This is a genomic window from Mesorhizobium abyssinicae (assembly GCF_049887195.1).
In the GTDB taxonomy this organism is placed as follows: Bacteria; Pseudomonadota; Alphaproteobacteria; order Rhizobiales; family Rhizobiaceae; genus Mesorhizobium; species Mesorhizobium abyssinicae.
In genome coordinates, this window is record NZ_JARAKC010000007.1 from 154,347 (window position 1) to 171,350 (window position 17,004).

Sequence of the window (17,004 nt, forward strand, 5' to 3'; positions counted from 1 at the left end):
CTTTCTCACCAGCTCCCTGAAGACCCGCCGCCGCCGGACGAGCCGCCGCCGCCCGAGAATCCGCCGCTCGAACCGGACGACCAACTCCCGCCTGAACTCCCGGACGACCAGCCGCTGTCGGAACTGCCCGTCGACCAGCCGCTGCCGCTGCCGGTCGTCCAGCCACGGCTTGAAGTCCGCGCGCCGCGACCGTAGCGAAAGGTCATGCCCAGCCATCGATACACGCCCGGCGACAGTTGCGTGCCGAAGATCGGCGGCAGAAACGCCATCGCCAGGCCACCGAGAAATATCGTCGCCCACAGGTTGATGAACACCATGAGGATGGGATCAACCGGACTGTCATTGGCCGGATTGCGCTTGCCGCGCGCCTCGAGCTCCTCCGGATTGCCCTCCAGCACCATGATCATGTCGTCGACGGCCTTGCTGATGCCGCCGGAGAAATCGCCGGCGCGGAAGGCAGGCACCATGTCGTTCTCGATGATCAGCTTGGTGTGCAGGTCGGTCAGCGTGCCTTCGAGCCCGTAGCCGACCTCGATGCGCATCCTGCGGTCGTTCTTCGCCACCAACAGAAGCACGCCGTTGTTTTCCTTGGCCTGACCGAGCTTCCAGAAGCGGAACAGCCGGTTTGCGTAGGGCTCGATTTCCTCGCCGCCGAGACTGGGAATGGTCGCGACGACGATCTGGTCGGAGCCTTTTGTCTCGAAATCGGCCAGCTTCTGCGTCAGCGCGGCCTTGGTCGCGGCATCGATCAGGCCGGCATTGTCGACGACACGGCCGGTGAGCGCCGGCAGTTCGGCGGCATGGGCAGCTAGAGGAGAGAAAAGAATCGCCACGGCGACCAGCAAGGCGCCCGCGGTGCGGCATGGGAATCCTGGCAGGGCGCGGCCGCTCATCGCCTCACCAGCTTCCCGAGGAGCCGCCGCCGCCGGACGAACCGCCGCCGCCGGAAAAGCCGCCGCCGCTCGAGGACCCGCTGGAACTTCCCGAGGACCAGCCGCCGCCGCCGGACGAGCGCTTGCCGGGCTCGAAGGTCATGCCGAGCCAGCGATAGCGGCCGGGGCCGATCCTCTGGCCGAAGATCGGCGGCAGGATGGAGCTGGCAAGGCTTAAAACGAGGATGGTGATCCAGACGGCGATGAAGATCGAGAAGAACAGATCGTCGGGATTGAACGGCGCCTGCTCGTTGCGCTTGCCGCGCGCCTCCAGCTCTTCCGGATTGCCCTCCAGCACCATGATCATGTCGTCAACGGCCTTGCTGATGCCACCCGAGAAATCGCCGGCGCGGAAGGCAGGCACCATGTCGTTCTCGATGATCAGCTTGGTGTGCAGGTCGGTCAGCGTGCCTTCCAGCCCATAGCCGACCTCGATGCGCATCCTGCGGTCGTTCGGCGCCACCAGCAGAAGCACGCCATTGTTCTCCTTCGCCTGGCCGAGCTTCCAGAAGCGGAACAGCCGGTTGGCGTAAGGCTCGATCTCCTCGCCGTCGAGGCTGGGAATGGTCGCGACGACGATCTGGTCGGAGCCCTTCTGCTCGAAATCGGCCAGCTTTTGCGTCAGCGCGGCCTTGGTCGCGGCGTCGATGATGCCGGCATTGTCGACGACGCGGCCGGTGAGAGCGATGAGATCGGCGGCGAAGGCGGTGAGCGGGAGGAGGAGGACCAGAAGGGCGAGAAGGACACCAACGCTCGCACTCCGTCCCACCCCCCTCTGGCCTGCCGGCCATCTCCCCCGCAAGGGGGGAGATTGGCAGCTTCCCCGTCGGCCCACATCTTCAAACGTCCGAGATTGGCGAAAGCGCAGATGACGGCTGATCTCCCCCCTTGCGGGGGAGATGTCCGGCAGGACAGAGGGGGGTGGGACGGAGCTCAAGGCCGACAGGGACCAGACCCGCTAGGTGATCGTTCAACCGCCTTGCTTGGTGCCGAAATCGACCTTCGGCGGCTGCATCTTGTCTTCGTCGACGGTGAAGTTGGCGAAGGGCTCGTTGCTGCGGAACCAGAAGGTCGCCCACAGCACCGACGGGAAGGTCCTGAGTGTCAGATTGTAGTCCTTGACCGCCTGGATGTAGTCGCGTCGCGCCACCGCGATGCGGTTCTCGGTGCCTTCGAGCTGAGCCTGCAGGGCGAGGAAATTCTGGTTGGCCTTGAGATCGGGATAGGCTTCCGACACCGCGATCAGCCGCGACAGCGCGCTGGTCAGCCCGGCCTGGGCATCCTGGAACTTCTTGAGGGCTTCGGGATCCTTCAGCGTTTCCGGCGTCACCGTGATTTGCGTCGCCTTGGCGCGCGCCTCGACCACCGCGTCGAGCGTATCCTTCTCATGCGCGGCGTAACCCTTCACCGTCTCCACCAGGTTGGGGATCAGGTCGGCGCGACGCTGGTACTGGTTCAGCACCTCGCTCCAGGCCGCCTTGGCGTTCTCCTCCGCCGTCGGGATGGTGTTGTAGCCGCAGCCGGCGAGCAGCGGCAGCACGACGGCCATCACCAGCAAGGCCGGCAGATGACGGAAGGGGGAGGAGAGGCGCTGGGCGAACATGATCTGGGTCCCTCGTCGGAAGTTGCACCCGAAGCATTACCACAATCCGCCCGCAAGAAAATGACCTCGGCCGCAAAGCTTCCGCTGCCATCCCGCTGCCTTGCAGGCAGGCCCTGTGAATGGCCGGGCGAACAGGCTAAGGTCCCGGCAAAACAGGACATTGCCATGGCCAAGCGCCAGGACAGCGACACCGAATCGCGCCGCATTCTCGAGCGCGTGGAACGGGAGACCAGCCCGGGCGGCACCTCGTTCATCACCCGGACCGCCAAGGGCGCGCGCGACCATGTCAGCGCCGCGGACGCCGACCGTTCGGATCCGATCGACTATTGGGGCACCCGCATCGGCCGGGTGCTGGGGCTTCTCATCGCCATCGGCCTGCTCGCCTGGCTGGTGTATTTCGCCACGCGTGGCGGTTAGGACTGAAAATCCATGAACGCTGAAAAAGCCGGCGCGCCGCGCGCGGTCATCGTCATCTCCAGCCATGTCGCCCGCGGCTCGGTCGGCAACCGCGCCGCCGTCTTCGCGCTGGAGACGCTCGGCTTCCCGGTCTGGGCGGTGCCGACCGTCGTCCTGCCCTGGCATCCGGGCCACGGCCGGGCGACCCGCATCGTGCCGCCGCTCGACCAGTTCAAGGCGCTGATGGCCGATCTCGAGCGCGCGCCCTGGCTGGGCGAGGTCGGCGCGGTGCTGTCCGGCTATCTCGGCGAGGCCGGCCAGGCCGAAGCTGTCGCCTCGCTGGTCGCCGCCGTCAAGGAAAGGACGCCCAACGCCGTCTATATCTGCGATCCGGTGATGGGCGATTCCGGCGGGCTCTACGTGCCGGAACCCACGGCCATCGCCTTGCGCGACCGGCTGATGCCGATCGCCGACATCGCCACGCCCAACCGCTACGAGCTGGAATGGATGGCCGGCGCGCCGCTTCCAGACCTGAAATCGGTGGTGGCGGCCGCCCTTCACGCCGGCCCCTCCACCATGCTGGTGACCTCGGCGCCGTCGATGATGGCCGGCGGCACCGGCAACCTGCTGCTCGATTCCAGGCAGGCGCTGCTTGCCGAGCATCGCATCATCGACAAGCCGCCGAATGGGCTGGGCGACCTGACGGCGGCCGTCTATCTGGCGCGCATCCTCTCCGGCCAGTTGCCGATCAAGGCGCTGCAGTCGACCACGGCCGCCGTCTACGAGATCCTGGCGCGCACCGCCAAGCGCGGTGGCGACGAGCTGCAGCTCGAGACCGATGCGCAGAGCCTGTCGCACCCGATGGCGATGGTGCAGCTGCGCCACCTCCTGCATCCGGGGCGGGACAAGCGGGCGTGACCACCGACGGCCGGATGCTGGTCGGCGTCGACGGCTGCAAGGCCGGCTGGATCGCCGTCCATCGTCATCCGGATGCCGCCCCTTCGGTCTCCGTCTTTCCAGGCTTTGCCGCTTTGCTTGCCGCATTGCCCGCCAGCGCCACGCTCGCCGTCGACATGCCGATCGGCCTGCCGGACTCTTCGCAAAAAGGCGGGCGCGGGCCGGAAGCGCTGGTGCGGCCACTTCTCGGCGGTCGGCAATCCAGCGTGTTCTCGATCCCCTCGCGCGCGGCGCTCTATGCCGAGATCGATGACTTCACCACGCTCGAGGCCTGGTATGAAGCGCATCGACGCGCCAGCGAAGTCGCCAAGGCGAGTTCGGATCCGCCGCGTGGCGTGTCGATCCAGGCCTTCGGCATATTCTCCAAGATCCGCGAGATCGATTCGCTGCTGATCGCGCGGCCGGACCTGCGCGGCCGCGTCTTCGAATCGCATCCCGAGGTCGCCTTCTGCCGGCTGAACGGCGACAAGGCCATGGCGCTGCCGAAAAAGCTCAAGGGCGCCATCAACCCCGCCGGCATGGAGGAGCGCAAGGCGCTGCTACGCCGGCATGGCTATGAAAAGAGCTTCCTCGACCAGCCGGCGCCCAAAGGTGCCGCCGCCGACGATTTCCTCGACGCGGCAGCGATGATGCTGATCGCCGGCCGCATCGCCAGCGGCGAGGCAAGACCGCATCCGGACCCGCCGCTGACCGACCGTTTCGGCATTCCAGTAGCCATCTGGGCATGACCCGGCCATGCCCGCCGCATCGCGATTGCGACGGAGCCATCCGCAATTCGGCATTGCTCGCGACCGGCTTTTGCCGCTAGAGGGCTTCCGGATTGAACTGTGCAGCTGCCTCCAGCCCCCCGGAAAGGCTTTAGCCGCCCATGCCCCATCTTCCTGAGCATCTCCTCAACGGCTATCGCAATTTCATGAACGGCCGCTACCTCGCCGAAAGTGGGCGCTACCGCTCGCTGGCGCGCGAAGGCCAGGCGCCCGAGACGATGATCGTCGCCTGCTGCGACTCCCGCTCCGCCCCGGAGGCGATCTTCGACGCCGGACCGGGCGAGCTGTTCGTGCTGCGCAATGTCGGCAATCTGGTGCCGCCCTACGCGCCGGACGGCGAGTTCCATTCGACCTCGGCCGCGCTCGAATTCGCCGTGCAAAGCCTTAAGGTCAAGAACATCGTGGTGATGGGCCATGGCCGCTGCGGCGGCATCCGTGCCGCCCTCGACCCCAACTCGGCGCCGCTCTCGCCCGGCGACTTCATCGGCAAGTGGATGAGCCTGATCGCCCCCGCCGCCGAGACCGTCTCGTCCAGCACCTTCATGACGGCGACCGAGCGCCAGACCGCCCTGGAGCGCATCTCGATCCGCTATTCGATCGCCAACCTCCGCACCTTCCCCTGCGTTTCCATCCTCGAAGGCAAGGGCAGATTGTCGCTGCATGGCGCCTGGTTCGACATCTCGACCGGCGAACTTTGGGTGATGAACAAGGAGACCGGCGATTTCGAGCGGCCGGATCTGGGGTGAGGCCGGCGATGCGGATCGTTTTCCGGGGACCCGCGATAGCCGCCGCGCTGCTCTTTTCGGCGCTCGCCGCCCGCGCCGATGACGGCGCGCTGATCGATCGCTGGTATTCGGCGCTGCTCGTCGCCGATCGAACGGAGCTGTCGGATTTGCTCGCCGACGACGTGCACATCAAGCTCGACGACCTCGGCGTCGTGCAGACCAAGCAGGAGTTCATCGCCTCGATCGACGATTGGCAGGGCGCCGTCGCCGGCGCCACGATCCGTCATCGCATCGAGAAGTCGGAAGCCGGTGTCACCACGGCGATCGCCTGCTACGACTTCCCCAGCAATGACATGCTGATGCGCGAGACCTTCTCCGTCGCCGGCAATCGCATCACCGCCAGCTCGCAGGCTGCGATCGCCGAGAGCTGCGAAACCTACTGACCAATCCCGATCCGGTTGCAAGGTTGCGCGCGAGAGGCCCGCGCCCTACATCGGTCTCGCCTCCCATTGCCACCAACCGAAAGCTCTTCCATGTCATCAGCCGTCGATCTCGCCGCCCATCCGCTGACCAAATGGCAAGGGCCGCTCGACCTGCCGGATTTTGCGCGCATCGGCGACGGCGATTTCGGCCCGGTCTTCGACGCGGCGCTGAAGGCGCATGAGGCCGAGATCGACGCGATCGCCGGCAACAGCGAAACGCCGACCATCGAGAACACGCTGGCCGCCCTGGAACTCGCCGGCGAGCCGCTCGACCATGTCTCATCGATCTTCTGGTGCCGGGCCGGCGCCCACACCAATGAGGACATCCAGGCGCTGGAGCGCGATATCTCGCCGAAAATGTCGCGGCATTTCTCGGCGATCTCGATGAACGAAAAGCTGTTCGCCCGCATCGACGATCTCTACCAGCGCCGCGAAAGCCTTGAGCTGGACGCCGAGACGCCGCGCGTGCTGGAAAAGACCTGGAAGGGTTTTGTCCGCTCGGGCGCCAGGCTCGACGCCGACGGCAAGAAACGGCTGGCCAGGATCAACGAGGAGCTGTCCTCGCTCGGCACCAGCTTCGGACAGAACGTGCTGGCCGACGAGCGCGACTGGGCTCTGTTTCTCGACGAAGCCGATCTTTCCGGCCTGCCGGATTTCCTGAAAAGCGCCATGGCGCAAGCCGCCGAGATGCGCGGCCAGAAGGGTCGCTATGCCGTGACGCTGTCGCGCTCGATCTACGAGCCGTTCTCGACCTTCTCGGAGCGCCGCGACCTGCGCGAGATCGCCTTCCGCGCCTTCACCATGCGCGGCCAGAACGGCGGCGCCTCCGACAACACGTCGGTTGTTCGCGACATGCTGAAGCTGCGCGCCGAGAAGGCAAAATTGCTCGGCTACGGCTCCTTCGCGGCGCTGAAGCTCGACGACACGATGGCCAAGACGCCGAAGGCGGTGCACGCGCTGCTCGACCCGGTCTGGGAGAGGGCGCTGGAGAAGGCGGCGAGCGACCAGAAGGAATTGGAGCGGCTGGCGGCAGAGGCCGGCAGCAACGAAAAATTCGCCGCCTGGGACTGGCGCTTCTACCAGGAGAAGCTGCGCGCCGAAAAATTCGCCTTCGACGAGGCGGAGCTGAAGCCTTATCTGCAGCTCGACCGCATCATCGAGGCCTGTTTCGATGTCGCGACGCGGCTGTTCGGCATCAGCTTCGAGGAGAAACAGGGTATCGCCGCCTGGCATCCGGATGCGCGAGTCTTCGTGGTGAAGAATGCCGACGGCAGCGAGCGCGGCCTGTTCCTCGCTGACTATTTCGCCCGGCCCTCAAAACGCTCCGGCGCCTGGATGAGCGCGCTGAAATCCGGCTACACGCTCGGCCACGGCTCGCAGCCTGTCATCTACAACATCATGAACTTCGCCAAGCCGCCGGCCGGCGAGGCCGCCCTGCTGTCGGTCGATGAGGCGAAGACCCTGTTCCACGAATTCGGCCATGCGCTGCACGGCATGCTGACCGAGGTCACCTGGCCCTCGGTTTCCGGCACGTCGGTGAGCCGCGATTTCGTCGAACTGCCCTCGCAGCTCTACGAGCACTGGCTGACGGTGCCGGCGGTGCTGGAAAAGCACGCGCTGCATGTGAAGACCGGCAAGCCGATGCCGAAGGACCTGCTCGACAAGATGCTGGCCGCCCGCACGTTCGGCGCCGGCTTCGCCACGGTCGAGTTCACGGCCTCGGCGCTGATCGACATGGCCTATCACGCACGCCCGGACGCGCCATCCGAGCCGCTTCGTTTCGAGACCGAAACGCTCGACAGGCTGGACATGCCCGACACCATCGCAATGCGCCACCGCACCCCGCATTTCGGCCATGTCTTCGCCGGCGACGGCTATTCGGCCGGCTACTACTCCTACATGTGGTCGGAAGTGCTCGACGCCGACGCCTTCGCCGCCTTCGAGGAGACAGGCGATCCCTTCAACCCGGCGCTGGCCGAGCGGCTCAAGCAAAACATCTACGCCGCCGGCGGCTCCAAGGATCCGGAAGAGCTCTACACCGCGTTTCGCGGGAAAATGCCGTCGCCGGAGGCGATGATGGTGAAGCGCGGGTTGGTGTAGCGCAGATAATCTCCCCCCTCGAGGGGGAGATGGCCGCAAAGCGGCCAGAGGGGGTCGGTTCGACTGGACGCGACCTCCTGCGGCAGATGGAGGCTAGCGCTTCACGCGCGAGGACCCCCTCTGTCGCCTTTGGCGACATCTCCCCCTCAAGGGGGGAGATTAGAGCCACGGGTCCGCCACTCTCGGCCACACCGGCCGCGTCAGCTTCCTGTAATCCGTCACCGCCGGATTGCTCGGATAGGAACTCGGTGCCGAGACATAAATGATCTCGGCGGCGATCGGCGCGAAGCCGGCGTAGAAATGGTTGGTCGACTTGATCAGCAGGATGTCCTTCGACAGCGGATCGATGCCGATGTTGGAGAAAATGTCCGGCTCGAAGGTCTGCGTGCGGTTGGTGTTGAGGATGACATCGACTTCGGTGCCTTCGATGCGGACCACCGCGGCCGACCCAAGCGTCACCCGGCTTGGCCCGAAACTCTGCCAGCCTTCGCCGACCGCCTTGAGCACCTTGACGCGCGCATCGATCGGCTCGCCTGCCAGTGGCCCAGCCTTGCCGCCGAAGCGCAGATCGATGACGGCGCCCTCGCCTGCCGCATGACAGAACGTCACCGCGATTGGATCCCAGATAGTCGCCATGCCGACATTGCTGATGCCGCGCACGAGCAACTCGCGCAGCACGACGGTGCCGTCGCCGGCAACGCCGCCGCCAGGATTGTCCCAGATGTCGGCGATGACCACCGGCTTGTGCGGATTTTCCTTGCGCACGGCAAGCGCGCGCTCGATGCCGTCGGCCGTGTTCAGCATCGTCATCGCCGTCTTTTCGCGCATGGCGTAAAGCTCGCGCCCCAAGCTTTCCGCCAGCGCATCGCCCTTTTCCTTGTCGTTGTCGGTGACGACCAGGATGCGCGTGCCCATCTCGGGCACGTCGGCGGCCATGAAGCCATGGATAACCGAGACCGACAGCACGCCGTCCTTGCCGTGCAGCGCCTTGATGCGGTCGACGAAGGAGCGCATCGGCTCGCGGCTCGTCGGCAGCACCTGGATCATGCGGCAGTCGAAAGTCGAGATGACCGGCTTGATCTCGCCGCGCGCCGCGGCAAGACCGAGCTCGACGACATGCTCGCCGCGCTCATAGAAGTCGGTGTGCGGGAATTCGAGGAAATAGGCCATGATGTCGGACGCCGCCACGCGCTTCGGCGTCAGATGGCTGTGCGGGTCGAATTCGCAGGCGATCACCACCTTCGGCCCGACGATGGCGCGCACGCGTTCGAGCAGGTCGCCCTCGCAATCGTCATAGCCTTGCGCCACCATCGCGCCATGCAGGCCGAGGATGACGGCATCGACCGGCAGCGCCGCCTTGAGCTGGTCGAGGATCTCGTCACGCAGCGCCTCGAAAGTCTGCCGCTGGACCAGACCGCCGGGCTCGGCCCAGGTGGCGGTGCCTTCGATGACGGTCAGCCCTTCCTCAGCGGCGCGCCGGCGCAGCGCCACGATCGGCGAGGAGCACAGCGTCGGCGTTTCCGGATGCTTGCCCGGTCCGGCATAAAAGGCCATCTCGAACGAAGCCCGGTCGGTCGGCACCGGCGAGAAGGTGTTGGTTTCCGTCGCCAGCGAAGCGGTGAAGATACGCATGAAAGCTCCGTGATGAACTTTTTGTTTTTCGCAATTCCGGACGGAAAACCGCTGCACACTTTTCCTGGAATTGCTGGATTGCTATTTGACAGCCCCGAGCGCCAGGCCCCGGACCAGGTAGCGCTGCAGCCAGATGAACAGGATCGCCACCGGCAAGGTGGCGAGCAGCGTTGCGGCCATGACATGGTGCCATTCGATCGTGTAGCGGCCGGCGACCAGCGAAAAGACCTGGATCGGCAGCGTGTAGCTTTCCTGGCTGCGCAGCATGGTGAGCGCGACGACGAATTCGTTCCAGGCGTTGATGAAGGTGAAGATCGCCGTCACCGCGATCGCCGGCAGGCAAAGCGGCAGGAACACTTTTCGCAAGGTCAGCCAGCGGCCGGCGCCTTCCATCCAGGCGGCCTCCTCGAGGTCGCGCGGGATGGTGTCGAAATAGCTCTGCAGCATCCACACGGTGAAGGCGACGTTGAAGGCCATGTAGATGAAGCCCAGCGCCGTCGTCGATTCGACCAGCCCCCAGGCCGCCATTAGCCTGAACAGCCCGAGCACCAGCACGATCGGCGAGATCATCTGCGAGATCAAAAGGAACTGGCGGAAGGCGCCGTAGCCGGCAAAGCGGAAGCGCGACATGGCGTAGGCCGCGGGCACCGAGATCAGGATGGCGCCGACGGTGGCGATCACCGACACATAGAGCGAGTTGACGAGCGCCTGGCCGAAGCCGGTCGCCACCCACATGTCGGCAAAATTCGACCAGTGGAATTCGCTCGGCCACCAGGTCGGCGACAGCACTTCGGCCCGCGGCTTGACCGCGGTAAGCAGCATCACCGCGAACGGGAAGATCGTCACCACGATCAGCGGCGACAACAGCAGCCAGGCGATGATCGTGCGCTTCAGCTTGCCGTTGCTCATGCGCGCTGCTCCCGCATCGCGAGCCGCACATAAATCATGGTGAAGACGAGCAGGATGGCGAACATCACCAGCGACACCGCGGAAGCCTCGCCCAGTTTGCCGATGCGGAAAGCGAGCTTGTAGAGGTGCGTGACCAGGATGTCGGTGGAGTTCGCCGGCCCGCCCTGCGTCATCACCCAGATGATCGGGAACGAGTTGAAGACGTAGATGGTGTTGAGCACGATGGCGATGTTGATGAACGGTTTTAAGAGCGGAAAGGTGATCTCGCGGAACAGCTGCAGCGGCGTGGCGCCCTCGAGCGCCGCCGCCTCGTAGAGGTCGTCCGGGATCGACGACAGGCCGCCGAGGAAGATGGTCGTGGTGAACGGCACCGTCACCAATATGCCGATCAGCACCTGCATCGGGAAAGCGGTCTCGGCGCTTGCCAGCCACTGGATGTTCTGGCTGATCAGGCCGAGCCCCATCAGCGCCGAATTCAGCATGCCGCTTTCGCCGTTGAGCGCCCAGCGCCAGACCACCGCCGTCATCGTCAGCGACACCGCCCAGGGCAGCATGATGATGACCCGGGCGAGGCCGCGGCCGTAGAAATCGGTGTTGAGGATCATCGCCACCGGGATCGACAGCAACAACGCGCCGCCGACCACCAGCACCGTCCACAGCCCGGTGCGCCAGAGCGCGGCCATGAAATCGGGATCGGCAAACAGCGCCGAGAAATTGGTCAGGCCGCTGAAGTCGCGCAACTGGCCGAAGCGGCTGACGTCATGCGTCGAGATCTGGATCAGGTCCCAGACCGGCCAGAAGATGACGACGGCCGCCAGAAACAGGCTGGGCAAGGTCAGGAGGTAGGGCAGGAAACGATTTTGCATCGGCTGGTTTGTACCGCTTTGCCGGTGGAGATTGGATTTCTGGCTTAACAGATCGACATAATCCCGCCTCGCTCTTCTCGGGCGCCGTTTCAAGGATTCCTTGCAAGCGTCGTCCGCAGCGGCTGCGGAAGAGAGCCCTTCCTCTCCCCCGTCGATCGGGGGAGAGGTGTCGAGCGAAGCTCGACGGAGTGGGGGTCGACCCTTGGCCACAAGGCGAGGCGAGCTTGTCCCTTCGCGACAGTCGCGAGGTGGTTCCCCCACTCCGTCTCGGCTTCGCCGAGCCACCTCTCCCCCTCCGGAGGGAGAGGAAGGAAGGTGTGGCGCGCCCCGACGGGGGTGGGGCGCGCCACGGGCGTCGGGAGTGAACGCCCTATTTCTTCAGCACGCCATTGGCCTTTTCCGCCGCCTCCTTCAAGGCAGCCTCCGGCTCGGCGCTGCCGAGATAGATCTTCTGCATGGCATCGGAGGTGATCTGGGCGATCTCCTCCCAGCCGGGAATGACCGGCGCGAAGCGGGCGTCGGGCAACAGCGCGGTGAAGGCGGCGAGGTCGGCATTGTTGACGTAATAGTCCATCTTCGCCTCCTCCTTGTTCACCGGCAGGAAGCCTTCGCCTTGGGTGAACTTGGCGCGCTGCTCCTTGGTGAACAGGAAGTCGAGCAGCTTCCAGGCCTCGTCCTTGTTCTTCGAGTTCTTGAACATGATGATGCTATCGGTGACGCCATAGGTGCCGCGCGCGCCGGTCGGCCCGGCCGGAATGGCGGCGACGCCGTATTTCAGGTTCGGCGCTTCTTCCTTGATCTGGTTGGACAGGAAGGGCGCGGTGATCATCATGCCGACCTTGCCCTGCTTGAACAGATTCTGCACGTCCTCGCGGTTGTTGGAGGTGACGCCGGGCTCGGTTAGCCCCTCGTCGATCATCGACTTGTAGAGCTTGGCGGCATCGAGCGCGCCTTGCGTGCCGAGGCCCGACGTGCCGTCCTTGTTGAGGATTTCGGTGCCCTGCGACCACATCGCGTAATAATAGTAGACGTCGGTCTCGATCTCCTTGCCCTGCAGGCCGAAGCCGAAAGTGCCGGAGCCCAGCGCCTTGATCTTGCGGGCATCTTCCTGCAGCTCGGTCCAGGTGGCCGGCGGCTTGGCGATGCCTGCCTTCTCGAACAGTTCCTTGTTGTAGTACATGGCGCGCGCCGAGGCGGCGATCGGCAGGCCGTAGGTCTTGCCCTCCATGATCGACGGCGACAGGAACGTGTCGATGAAGCGGTCCTTGAACTCGGGCGTGATGTAGCCGTCGAGCGGCTCGGCGACATCCTGCTGCACGAAGTCGATCAGCCAGCGCGTGCCGATGATCGACAGGTCGGCATTGGTGCCGGCGGTGATGTCGGTGGTCAGCTTCTGCAAGAGCACCTCCCACGGCACCACTTCGAACTTGACGGTGATGCCCGGGTTGGCCGCTTCGAATTCCTTCTTGACGTCCTGGAAATAGGGGCCGGTCTTGGCGCTGTATTCGGCAACGGTGACGCGCACCTCGCCAGCGTCGGCCGGCGCCGCAAAGGCCAGCATGCTCATTCCGGCCATCAGGCCGACAGTCCATTTCGCAAGGCTCATCTGATCTCTCTCCCATTTGATGCGCATCTGCGCCTGTGCTCCAAGGGGCACAGGATTTATGTGACTTTCCTACATTATCCATCATTTTGCCTTCTGCAAGCAATTTTTCATGTTGCTTAATTACATATCGTTCAGTAGCCTTCTGCCGTATGTCTGACGTGGGCGGAGGAGCAAGCGCGGTGGTTTCAAAGGCCGAATTCGAGGGCAGGACGGCCGTGGTCACAGGGGCTGGCGGCGGCCTTGGGTCGGCGATCGTGGCGCTGCTTGCCGAACGCGGCGCCCGCGTCGTCGGCTGCGACCAGTCGAACGAGGCGCTGGCCAGCCCGCATGTTGCCTCGCGCCATGTCTTCGACCTGCTCGACCGCGCGTCGGTCGAAACAGCCATCGCCGAAATCCTCGATCGCGACGGCGTTCCCGACATCCTCATCAACAATGCCGGCTGGACGCGCGCCGAAACGCTTGGCGCGCTGACGGCGGACAGGATCGAGCGTGAGCTCGACCTCAACCTGACCGGCGTGATGACTTTCGCCGACCCGCTCATCAAGGCTATGGCCAAGCGCGGCGCGGGCAGCGTCGTCTTCATCTCCTCGGTCAACGCCATCGCGCATTTCGGCAACCCGGCCTACGCCGCCGCCAAGGCCGGCATCAACGCCTACGCCAAGTCGATCGCCGTCGAGCTCGGCCGCAGCGGCGTGCGCGCCAATGTCGTCTGCCCGGGATCGATCCGCACCGCCGCCTGGGATCATCGCCTGGCCAAAGACCCCGAAATCCTCGCCAAGCTGAAGCGACTCTACCCGCTCGGCCGCATCGTCAACGCATTGGAAGTGGCGGAGGCGGTGGCCTTCCTTGCCTCCGACCGCGCATCGGGCGTAACAGGCGTGGTGATGCCGGTGGATGCAGGGCTGACCGCCGGCTGCCTGCCGTTCATTGACGACATTTTGGGAGCGTGACCATGACCGACGTCCAGTTCCGCAACCTGTCGAAATCGTTCGGCCACCACCAGATCCTCGAGAACATCGACCTCGAGATCGAAAGCGGCGAGTTCGTCGTGCTGGTCGGGCCTTCCGGCTGCGGCAAGTCGACCCTGCTGCGCATGCTGGCCGGGCTGGAGACGATCAGCTCGGGCGATCTCATGATCGGCGGCCTAAGAGCCAACGACCTGCCGCCGCAGAAGCGCAACATCGCCATGGTGTTCCAATCCTACGCGCTGTTTCCGCACCTCAAGGCCGCCGACAATATCGGCTTCGGCCCGAAGATCCGCGGCGAGAACCGCGCCGCGATCGACGACAAGGTGAAGAAGGCCTCGGGCGTGCTCAACCTGTTCTCCTATCTCGACCGCTATCCGAGGCAATTGTCCGGCGGCCAGCGCCAGCGCGTCGCCATGGGCCGCGCCATCGTGCGCGAACCCTCCGTCTTCCTGTTCGACGAGCCTCTGTCCAACCTCGACGCGCAATTGCGCGTGCAGATGCGCACCGAGATCAAGGCGCTGCACCAGCGGCTGAAATCGACCATCGTCTATGTCACCCACGACCAGATCGAGGCCATGACCATGGCCGACCGCATCGTGGTGATGGATCACGGCCGCATCCAGCAGGTCGGGCCGCCGCTGGAACTCTATGACAGGCCGGCCAACAAATTCGTCGCCGGCTTCATCGGCTCGCCGTCGATGAGCTTCGTGTCCGGAGCATTGAAATCGACCGCAACCGATGCCTGGTTCGAGACGAGCGGCGGCGGCCGCCTGGCGCTTGCCGGCAAGGCGGCGCCCGCCGGCGATGCGGTGGAGGCTGGCATCCGCCCCGAGCATTTCGTCATCGGCGGCGCCGGCGAAGCGATCGCCATCGATGTCGACGTCGTCGAGCCGACCGGTTCGGAAACCCATGTCTACGGCTCGGTCGGCGGCGACACGGTGCGCGCGGTGTTCCGCGACCGGGTGCAGGTGCGGCCGGGCGACCGCCTGCCGGTCACGGTCGAGCCGCGCAACATCCATCTGTTCGACAAGGCGACGGGCCTGCCGCTATGAAGTCACCCCGATGAAGACGAAGCCACGCACATGAAGACGCCTGCCGACATCATCACGCGGCTGCAACTGATGTCGCAGGACGGCACCAAGTCGGACCGTCGGCTGGCCGGCCTCGTTCTGTCCGACCTCGACTTCGCCTCCAAGGCGGCGATCTCGGAGATCGCGGCGCGCGTCGGCGTCAGCGAGCCGACCGTCACCCGCTTCTGCCGCAACCTCGGCTGCGAAGGCCTGCGCGATTTCAAGTTCTACCTGGCGCAGGCGATCGCCATCGGCGGCCAGTACCTGTCGCCGGAGCCGCTGAGCCGCGACGCCCGCGAGCAGCGCATCGCATCCGCCATCACCGAGGCGGCGATATCGGCCATCCAGCGCGCCAGCGAGAATCTCGACATGACGACGCTGGTCGACGTCGCCGCGCGCATTGCAACCTCGGGCAACGTCTTGTGCATCGGCTCCGGCGGCATCTCCTCGATGATGGCGACCGAAATGCAGAACCGGCTGTTCCGGTTGGGCCTGCCGGTGCTGGCGCAGATCGACGGGCAGTTGCAGCGCATGTATGCCGCCGTCGCCACGCCCGAAACCACGCTTGTCGCTTTTTCGGTGTCGGGCTATGCGCGATCGGTCATCGAGGCGGTGCAGGTCGCCCAGCAATATGGCGCCACAACGGTCGCCATCACCGCGCCGGACTCCGCGCTCGCCAAGGCCGCCGACACGGTCATCCATCTGCAGTCGTTCGAGGACGGCAACATCTACAAGCCGACCTCGTCGCGCTATGCGCTGCTCGCCATCGTCGACATGATTGTGACCTCGGTCGCCGAGACACGCGGCCCGAAGGTGCTGGAGAACCTGCGCCGCATCAAGCAGAGCGTGAACACGCTGAAGGTCGACGACCCCCGCCTGCCGCTGGGGGATTGAGGGGTCATCTTTCCATGGTCACGTGATGCCGGCATCTTCTCCCCGTAAACGGGAGAAGAGGGCTGGCCGCGCCCGCAGCGCAATTTTCTGCAACGTTTATGGTTGGCGAAATCGCCGGCGACGGCATCTTTCTCCCCGTCACTATACGGGGAGAAATGCCCGGCAGGGCAATGAGGGGCAGCGCCGACCGACGATATGATTAGCGGCCATCAATGCGGTTTGCCTTGGCCGCCGCTCAATGCCTCGATGCGCTTCGCCAGCTCAGCCGCATCTCCCACTATCCGCAGCGTCTTCAGCCGCGCCGTGCCTCCCGTGACAACCGACACCGACGACCCTGGAACACCCAGCGCCTTTGCCACCAGCCTTTCCAGCGCCTGGTTGGCGGCGCCGTTTTCCGGCACGGCGCGCACGCGAGCCTTGAGGTGGCTTCTGCCGTTGGCGGAAGTCTCGACGCCCTCGATCCGATCGAGCGCCGCCTTCGGTGTCAGCCTGACGAACAGGTCGATGCCGTCGTCGCGCGAGCGGAACGGCGGCGTGCTCATCCCTCAGACGACCAGCGACAGCACCGTGGTCACCAGGAACTGGCGGATGAAGAAAATGATCAGCAAGAGGATGATCGGCGAGATGTCGACGCCGCCGAGATCGGGCATGAAACGGCGGATCGGCCTGAGCGCCGGTTCGGTCAGCCTGTAGAGCACGTTGCCGATGGTGCCGACGAACTGGTTGCGCGAGTTGACGACGTTGAAGGCATAGAGCCAGGAAAAGATCGCCGAGGCGATGATGATCCACCAGTAGAGGTCAAGCGCCATGACGATGGTCTGAATAAGGGCGATCATGCCGGTCTCCAATTGTTGCCGACATGTAGCCATTGCCGGCCAAAGCGGCAAGAGCCGCCTTGCGCGCATGCCGGAGCGGACGGCAAATGTCGGGTCGTTTCGCCTTGACACGAAACGGTCGCGCCCGATAAATGCGCCATCCGCTGGACGGGGCTGTAGCTCAGCTGGGAGAGCGCATCGTTCGCAATGATGAGGTCAGGGGTTCGATCCCCCTCAGCTCCACCAGCGGGATTTCTCAAATCTTGGTGACAATTCCTGCCA

18 protein-coding genes and 1 tRNA gene are annotated in these 17,004 nt (G+C 65.0%); 10 read left to right on the top strand and 9 right to left on the bottom strand.

The window, feature by feature from the left end; translation table 11 throughout:
- Positions 1-5: 5 nt before the first annotated feature.
- The 3 genes from PU724_RS17475 to PU724_RS17485 all read right to left on the bottom strand — a co-directional run bounded on the left by PU724_RS17475 (position 6) and on the right by PU724_RS17485 (position 2,535).
- A complete protein-coding gene (locus PU724_RS17475; RefSeq protein ID WP_354423131.1) occupies positions 6-893 on the bottom strand; it encodes a TPM domain-containing protein in 888 nt (295 codons plus the stop codon).
- A 4-nt stretch (positions 894-897) separates the two neighbouring features.
- Positions 898-1,701 (bottom strand): TPM domain-containing protein, encoded by an 804-nt coding sequence (locus PU724_RS17480; protein ID WP_189606014.1) that lies wholly within the window; start codon positions 1,699-1,701, stop codon positions 898-900.
- A gap of 201 nt (positions 1,702-1,902) precedes the next feature.
- Positions 1,903-2,535, bottom strand: a complete 633-nt coding sequence (locus PU724_RS17485; protein ID WP_127286603.1) for a LemA family protein — start codon at positions 2,533-2,535, stop codon at positions 1,903-1,905.
- A gap of 165 nt (positions 2,536-2,700) precedes the next feature.
- Here PU724_RS17485 and PU724_RS17490 point away from each other — a divergent pair, with 165 nt between their 5' ends.
- The 6 genes from PU724_RS17490 to PU724_RS17515 all read left to right on the top strand — a co-directional run bounded on the left by PU724_RS17490 (position 2,701) and on the right by PU724_RS17515 (position 7,962).
- Complete coding sequence (locus PU724_RS17490; RefSeq protein WP_127394005.1) at positions 2,701-2,952, top strand: hypothetical protein; 252 nt, start codon at positions 2,701-2,703, stop codon at positions 2,950-2,952.
- 12 nt (positions 2,953-2,964) lie between these two features.
- On the top strand, positions 2,965-3,849 hold the full coding sequence (gene pdxY, locus PU724_RS17495) for a pyridoxal kinase PdxY (protein WP_128273666.1): 885 nt from the start codon (positions 2,965-2,967) through the stop codon (positions 3,847-3,849).
- A 14-nt stretch (positions 3,850-3,863) separates the two neighbouring features.
- A complete protein-coding gene (locus PU724_RS17500) occupies positions 3,864-4,616 on the top strand; it encodes a DUF429 domain-containing protein (RefSeq protein WP_426213459.1) in 753 nt (250 codons plus the stop codon).
- A gap of 140 nt (positions 4,617-4,756) precedes the next feature.
- On the top strand, positions 4,757-5,401 hold the full coding sequence (locus PU724_RS17505; protein ID WP_127394002.1) for a carbonic anhydrase: 645 nt from the start codon (positions 4,757-4,759) through the stop codon (positions 5,399-5,401).
- A gap of 8 nt (positions 5,402-5,409) precedes the next feature.
- The gene (locus PU724_RS17510; protein WP_354423136.1) at positions 5,410-5,823 is read left to right on the top strand and encodes a nuclear transport factor 2 family protein; all 414 of its coding nucleotides are present in this window, start codon (positions 5,410-5,412) and stop codon (positions 5,821-5,823) included.
- Positions 5,824-5,913: 90 nt separating this feature from the next.
- On the top strand, positions 5,914-7,962 hold the full coding sequence (locus PU724_RS17515) for a M3 family metallopeptidase (protein ID WP_354423138.1): 2,049 nt from the start codon (positions 5,914-5,916) through the stop codon (positions 7,960-7,962).
- Positions 7,963-8,121: 159 nt separating this feature from the next.
- Here PU724_RS17515 and PU724_RS17520 read toward each other — a convergent pair whose 3' ends face one another.
- The 4 genes from PU724_RS17520 to PU724_RS17535 form a co-directional block, all read right to left on the bottom strand.
- A complete protein-coding gene (locus PU724_RS17520; protein ID WP_354423139.1) occupies positions 8,122-9,594 on the bottom strand; it encodes a M81 family metallopeptidase in 1,473 nt (490 codons plus the stop codon).
- A gap of 81 nt (positions 9,595-9,675) precedes the next feature.
- Positions 9,676-10,503, bottom strand: a complete 828-nt coding sequence (locus tag PU724_RS17525; protein WP_354423141.1) for a carbohydrate ABC transporter permease — start codon at positions 10,501-10,503, stop codon at positions 9,676-9,678.
- On the bottom strand, positions 10,500-11,369 hold the full coding sequence (locus PU724_RS17530; RefSeq protein WP_127310237.1) for a carbohydrate ABC transporter permease: 870 nt from the start codon (positions 11,367-11,369) through the stop codon (positions 10,500-10,502). Before PU724_RS17530 ends, PU724_RS17525 begins: the two co-directional genes overlap by 4 nt.
- 370 nt (positions 11,370-11,739) lie before the next feature.
- Positions 11,740-12,975 (bottom strand): ABC transporter substrate-binding protein, encoded by a 1,236-nt coding sequence (locus tag PU724_RS17535; protein WP_127285757.1) that lies wholly within the window; start codon positions 12,973-12,975, stop codon positions 11,740-11,742.
- Positions 12,976-13,124: 149 nt separating this feature from the next.
- On the opposite strand from PU724_RS17535, the gene PU724_RS17540 reads away from it, so the two are divergent.
- Genes PU724_RS17540 through PU724_RS17550 form a run of 3 tightly spaced genes read left to right on the top strand, consistent with a single transcriptional unit; the run spans position 13,125 to position 15,907 of the window.
- Entirely contained in the window at positions 13,125-13,925 is an 801-nt protein-coding gene (locus PU724_RS17540) for an SDR family NAD(P)-dependent oxidoreductase (RefSeq protein ID WP_354423144.1), read from the top strand.
- Positions 13,926-13,927: 2 nt separating this feature from the next.
- On the top strand, positions 13,928-14,995 hold the full coding sequence (locus PU724_RS17545) for an ABC transporter ATP-binding protein (protein WP_354423146.1): 1,068 nt from the start codon (positions 13,928-13,930) through the stop codon (positions 14,993-14,995).
- A 30-nt stretch (positions 14,996-15,025) separates the two neighbouring features.
- Positions 15,026-15,907, top strand: coding sequence for a MurR/RpiR family transcriptional regulator (locus PU724_RS17550; RefSeq protein WP_354423148.1), 882 nt, complete (start codon positions 15,026-15,028; stop codon positions 15,905-15,907).
- 209 nt (positions 15,908-16,116) lie between these two features.
- Here the strand turns inward: PU724_RS17550 and PU724_RS17555 are convergent, their stop codons facing one another.
- Together PU724_RS17555 and PU724_RS17560 are read right to left on the bottom strand one after the other, a co-directional pair.
- A complete protein-coding gene (locus tag PU724_RS17555) occupies positions 16,117-16,449 on the bottom strand; it encodes a DUF167 domain-containing protein (protein ID WP_354423149.1) in 333 nt (110 codons plus the stop codon).
- A gap of 3 nt (positions 16,450-16,452) precedes the next feature.
- Positions 16,453-16,743 carry a YggT family protein gene (locus tag PU724_RS17560; protein WP_354423151.1) on the bottom strand — a complete coding sequence of 97 codons (291 nt, stop codon included), beginning with the start codon at positions 16,741-16,743 and terminating at the stop codon, positions 16,453-16,455.
- Positions 16,744-16,892: 149 nt separating this feature from the next.
- Between PU724_RS17560 and PU724_RS17565 the strand changes: the two genes are divergently transcribed.
- A tRNA-Ala gene (locus PU724_RS17565) sits at positions 16,893-16,968 on the top strand.
- Positions 16,969-17,004: the final 36 nt, after the last annotated feature.